Origin of the sequence: Rathayibacter sp. AY1A3 (assembly GCF_002930975.1) — a bacterium.
Classification (GTDB): domain Bacteria; phylum Actinomycetota; class Actinomycetes; order Actinomycetales; family Microbacteriaceae; genus Rathayibacter.
On sequence record NZ_PSTO01000067.1, the window covers coordinates 1 to 5365 of the forward strand.

The following is a 5365-nucleotide window of genomic DNA, read 5'->3' on the forward strand; positions in this document are numbered from 1 at the left end:
CCGTGATCGCGCGAGGGCTCCCGACGTCCGTGTCACCCACCGGCCGCGGGTCCGCGTCACCCGCCGACCCGAGCGGCGGCAGCTGGAGGGGTGGATCGAGCGGACGGAGGAGTCGACGACGCGGCGCGCGCGGATCCGCTCGGGTCGGCGGGTGACGCGGACCCGCGGCCGGTGGGTGACACGGACGTCGGGAGCCCTCGCGCGATCACGGCGGGCGGCGCCAGGAGGACGAAGGAGCCGTCGTCGGGGGCGGACGTCGGCGCGAGCACCTCGGCGAGCCGGCCGCCGATCATCGGCGCGGCCCGGGGCAGGCGCGGCGAGGCGAGCTCGGCGCAGTCGGGGCACCAGGAGGAGCGGCGCCGCTCCCGGCCGGGACGGTGGCGCTGCTCCTCGGGAGTGGCGACGAAGACATGTCCGGCGTCGCAGAGCCAGCACAGGTACACGTCGGCCGCGGGCGGGATCTGGCTGAGCACGATGCCCTCGTTGTACTCGGGCCGGTACTGCCGCACCAGGACGGGGTAGGACGCCCATGCCTCCCGGTAGGTGCCGACCGCGTAGGGGACGTCGGCGCCACGCGAGAACCGCCGCCGCTGCCACCACCGCCCGATCGCCTCCGCCACCCTCCGCACGCTACGCGCGACCACCGACGCGGAAGCGGCGCCCGCGTGCGCGGGCGGGATCTCGAGACGCCCTCCGGGCTGCTCGATCAGCATGCGCGGCGGAAGGGACCCTCCACCCGCGATGCTGTGCTCCCGGCCGACTAGGTGACGGCGGAGCCGTCCCTTACCTAGTGAGCGGAGTCCTGCTCGTCGATGTCCGCGATCTCGGCCTCGTCGGGCTTGAACGTCAGCGAGAACATGGCGATCGCGACGAGCACGACGATGAAGGCGACGCCGAACGAGATGAGCGCGACGACCGGCTCGCGGGTCGAGAGCATGACGACGAGGCCGACGAAGGCCGCCATCACCGCGGAGAAGCCGATGAGCTCGAGCGGGCGCAGGCGGTCCTTGCGGGTCGGCTGGAACGTGCGGGGCGTGAACTCGCCGGGGTCGCGTGCCGGGGCGGAGTCGGCCGCCGGGGCGGAGTCGGCCGCCGAGGCGCGGTCGGCGGGAGAGGCGGGGTCGGGCTGCTGGCCTTCGGCGGTCATCGGTCTCCTCCGGAGGTCGGTGTCGTGGGGGCGACGGGATCGTGTCCGGTGGCTGCGTCGGCGCCGGCGGCCCATTTGAGCGAGAACGCCGCGATGGCGAGGAACACGGCGACCATCACGGCGTAGGCGCCGAGGAGGCCGACGGTGACGACGGGGTGCGGCGGGAGGAGTCCGAAGGCGGCGCCGAGGAGCATCGTGCCGATGCCGACGATCACGGAGTCGCGGGCGGCGAGGCCCTGACCGCGGCGGCCGCTCGAGAACTCGAGGAAGCCGGAGAGCAGCGCCCAGCCGGCGACGAGGGCGACGAAGGAGAGCAGGTTGGCGACCGGGAGCGCGACGAGCGCCGCGACTCCGGCGACCAGGGTGAGCACCGCGGAGCCGAGGGCGAGCGGGCGGGCCCGGCCGCTCCAGCTGCGGAGCCCGAGGGCGAGCGAGACGGCGCCGGTCGCGATCGCGAAGCCGCCGAAGACGGCGAGGCCGAAGGCGGGCCCGTGGTCGGGTGAGAAGGTGACGACGCAGCCGGCGACCGCCGCGATCACGGCGCGCGCGAGGGGCAGGGTCCACAGGCGGCGGTCGGAGTCGGCGGCGATGGCCACGGTCGAGCCTCTCTGGGATGGAGGGAGAAGGCGTCCGGGAGCGGACGGCTGGGCGCGCGGCGGCACGGCGACGCGGACTCCACCGATTTTACGCTCCCGCGGCTCCGCCCAGGCCCGGAGCGGGGCCCGGGGCGCGATCCGGGGCGAAGTCGCAGGCGGCTCAGCCGAGCCAGACCTCCTCGACCCGCGGGAACACGGCGTCGGCGGAGAAGCGCTCGCGGAAGCGCGCCCCGGCCTTCTCGACGACCTCGGCACGGGCGTCCTCGTCGGTGATGAGCTCGGTCAGCGCGGCGGCGAGGCCCTCCACGTCTCCGGGCGCGACCACGCGGCCGCAGCCGTCGCCGAGGACCTCGGGGATGCCGCCGACCGCGGTCGAGACGACGGCGGCGTCGCGGGCGAGTGCCTCGAGGATGAAGATCGGCATCGCCTCGTCGCGCGAGGGCAGGACGGCGATGGACGCCTCGTCGAGCAGGGCGAGCAGGCGGGCGTTCTCGAGCGAGCCGAGGAACTCGATCCCCGGGACGCCGCGGTCGACGACCTCCGGCTCGCGGATCGGACCGGCGACCAGCAGGCGCCAGCCCTCCTTGCCCTCGACCTCCGCCCACGCCTTCTGCAGCACGTCGACGCCCTTGCGGTGGCTGACGACGCCGCCGAAGACGACGGTGCGGGTCTTCTCGCGCGGGGTGCCCTGCTCGAGCGCGTTCGGCACGAGGTGCACGCGCTCGGCGGGGACGTAGCGGCGGCAGATCGCCGAGGTCTCCTCCGAGAGCGAGATGATCTCGTCCGCGCTGCGCAGCACGTCCTTCACCAGGCGCGGGTGCGCGGCGGTGAAGGCGGCGAACTCGCTGCCGTGCAGGTGGGCGACCGTGCGCAGGCCCAGGCGGTGCGCGAGGCGGAGGAGGGACCCCTCGCGGAGGAACGAGCCGCGCTCCGAGAGGTGGACGACGATCACGGCGCCGGGCTCCCGGCGCGCGATCGCGACGATGCGGGCGGCGGCGCCGGCGGCCAGGCGGGCCGCGGCGACGTGCTCGCCCGGAGCGGTGCGGGAGGAGATCACCCGGACGTCCGAGCGCTCGAACGGCCAGCGCAGGTACCCGTTGACGACCTGCGTCATGCCTCCGGGGACCTCTCCGCTGCGGCCGACGTGGTACACCCGCGTCTTCGGGCCGGCAGGGGCTGCCGCGGCGGCCGGGCGGCTGCGGGGCGGCACGGCGAGCAGCGCCTGGATGTCGTCGCGGACGCCGCGGAGGCGCCCGCGGGCGACGAGCAGCTTCTCGAGCAGCTCGCTCCGGCGGGCGACCACGGCGGAGAAGGTCTCGACGCCGGCGGCCGGGGTCGTCCGGGACATGTCGACGGTGACGTCGTGGATCCCGATGGTCTCGAAGTGGCGCGAGGCCTTCGTCGATCCGTCCATCTGCAGGCTCACCGGGGCGGCGCCCTCGGTGAACGCCATGATGATCACGTGCAGCCGGTCGCTCATCGCGACGCGGGCCGTGCGGTAGAGCTCGCGCAGCAGGATCTCGTGCTCGTCGTGGGTGTGCGCCGGATCCCAGTCGAGGATGTCCGCGTCGAGGTCGGCGGCGAGACGGCGGGAGCGCTCGGCGTCGACGGCGACCTGCGTGACGACGACGATGTCGAGGTCCTCGCGCTCGGCGAAGCCCTTGATCGCGGCCAGCCACTCCTGCTCGGGGTAGGGGCGGGCGTCCACCTCGTGGTCCTCGCGGAGGGAGAGGACCAGCACGCGCCGCTCCTCGTCGGGCTGCGCGGCGAACGCGGTCAGCTCCGCATCGCTCGAGCCCTCGCCGTAGCCGAGGTCGGGCATGGCGGCGCCGACGCGCATGTAGCCGGCGGTCTTGTCGTCGCGCCAGCGGGTGTAGCTCGAGAGCGCCATCGAGGGCCACATGATCGCGCGGGGCAGCGGGGCGAAGTTGCGGGTGCCCACGCCGGCGCGGATCACGCGGCCGCCGCCGAGGCGCACCAGGGCGATGCCCGGGAGCATCACGAGGTGCTCCTTCATCCCGATCAGGGTCAGCTGGATCTCCCCCGGCTTGAACACCGAGTTCGCCCGGCCGGCGAGGGCCTCGCGGGCGAGCGCCGCGTACCAGCGCAGGAGCGAGCGGTACACCGTGTCGTCCGGGCCCAGGCGCAGGCCGTCGTCGTAGCCCCACGGCGAGTGGCCCACGTAGACGTGGAGCGGACCCGACTCGCGGAGCCAGTCGAGGAGCTGGCGACGCAGGATGATGTCGCCGATGTTCTCGTACTGGCCGCGGCCGACGGCGAAGATCGATCGGGCAGGTGTCACGGGCGGGCCTTTCGGAGGGGTTCGCGTGGGGGTGACCGGTGCGGAGCGGGGAGCGTCGCGGGTCTCCCCGGTCGATCCTCCTGCCGCGCTGCCGTCGTGGGCCGGGCCGGCCGGGCTCCGCAGGAGCGGGCTCGGGGCCGATGGCGCCCCGGGCAGACTAGCGCAGGCGGGCTCGGCGGCTCGAGGAGGAGTGCTCGCGTCAACAGCCGTTGGTGACCAGGAAGGCCTTGAGGAACGCGCCCGTCTGGTAGACGTACTGGTTCACCAGGTAGTCCAGGCCCATCGGCTCCCCCGAGGGCACCATCGAGAGCTCGCCGGAGTAGCAGCGCTCGATGATCATCTCGGCGCGCACGAGGTGGGAGGCGTTGGTGATCACGATGACGTGGTCCCAGCCGTACTGCTCGGCCATGTCGCGCAGCTGCCGGGCCTCTCCCTGGGTCGTGAGCGGGTCGGCGGAGTAGCAGAGGACGTCGCCGCCGGGCTCGTTGCACTTCTTGTACTTCTTGGCCTCGTAGGGAGCGTTCATCTCGCCGGGGCCGACCGAGAGCACCATCGTGTCCGTCGCCCCGGAGGTGATGATCCGGCGGGCGAACTCGACGCGTGCCCTCGTGGAGGGGCCCAGCACGAAGACCGCGTCCGCCTGCTCGGGGATCGGGTCGATCGGGGGCGTGACGTAGAGCGGGATCCCGGCGCCGAAGAGGGCGAGCACCACGAGGGGGACGAGCAGGAGCCGTCCGATCACGGTGCGAGCGCGGACCCGGGGGCGTCTCGGGCGCTCCCGGGACGGCGGGGTGGACGGGCGGTCGCCGGTCGCGGTCGTGGCCGTGTCCATCGCGTCCTCCCTCTCGTCGGGACCGCCGCTCGCCCGCGGCGGGTGATCCGCGACGCGGGTGCGACGGCGATCACCAGTGGACAGCCCATCATCGCAGTGTTTCGGCGCGGGGTCGGCCCGGTGAACGCCCGGTCAATTCTCTCGCCCAGCGGCCCGGCCCGGGGCCGTGTCCAGAGTCGCCGGATAGGGTCGCCGTTCCTCGACCGAGCAGCACTCCCCCTCGTCCATTCCGCGGACGGGCATCCCCGGAGTCTCCTCCCGATCCGACATCCGCCCTCCGATCCGTCGTCGACAGCGCGTGTGACCGTTCCGTGTACACGCATGCGCGGCGGTTCGCCAGTCCTTCAGCGGAATCGCTGATATAAGCCCGACCACCACGCCCGAATGGGGCACTACAACCTGAATCCGTCTCATCCAGCCATCAGTCGCAAGGCCCGTCTATAGCGTCGGGAGGACCAGCACCACCCCCTTGAGCAGCCCCCTCGAAC

At 73.6% G+C, this 5365-nt stretch carries 5 protein-coding genes; all 5 read right to left on the reverse strand.

Annotated elements, in window-relative coordinates:
* Nucleotides 1–56: 56 nt before the first annotated feature.
* The 5 genes from C5C10_RS18465 to C5C10_RS17160 all read right to left on the reverse strand — a co-directional run bounded on the left by C5C10_RS18465 (nucleotide 57) and on the right by C5C10_RS17160 (nucleotide 4877).
* Nucleotides 57–620 carry a hypothetical protein gene (locus tag C5C10_RS18465; RefSeq protein ID WP_374953359.1) on the reverse strand — a complete coding sequence of 188 codons (564 nt, stop codon included), beginning with the start codon at nucleotides 618–620 and terminating at the stop codon, nucleotides 57–59.
* Nucleotides 621–787: 167 nt separating this feature from the next.
* Nucleotides 788–1147 (reverse strand): hypothetical protein, encoded by a 360-nt coding sequence (locus C5C10_RS18325; protein ID WP_258060637.1) that lies wholly within the window; start codon nucleotides 1145–1147, stop codon nucleotides 788–790.
* On the reverse strand, nucleotides 1144–1743 hold the full coding sequence (locus C5C10_RS17150) for a DUF308 domain-containing protein (protein ID WP_104255875.1): 600 nt from the start codon (nucleotides 1741–1743) through the stop codon (nucleotides 1144–1146). The genes C5C10_RS18325 and C5C10_RS17150 overlap by 4 nt, the downstream gene beginning before the upstream one ends.
* A gap of 160 nt (nucleotides 1744–1903) precedes the next feature.
* Nucleotides 1904–4045 carry a glycosyltransferase family 4 protein gene (locus C5C10_RS17155; protein ID WP_104329868.1) on the reverse strand — a complete coding sequence of 714 codons (2142 nt, stop codon included), beginning with the start codon at nucleotides 4043–4045 and terminating at the stop codon, nucleotides 1904–1906.
* A gap of 199 nt (nucleotides 4046–4244) precedes the next feature.
* Nucleotides 4245–4877 carry a YdcF family protein gene (locus C5C10_RS17160; RefSeq protein WP_104324840.1) on the reverse strand — a complete coding sequence of 211 codons (633 nt, stop codon included), beginning with the start codon at nucleotides 4875–4877 and terminating at the stop codon, nucleotides 4245–4247.
* Nucleotides 4878–5365 lie beyond the last annotated feature (488 nt).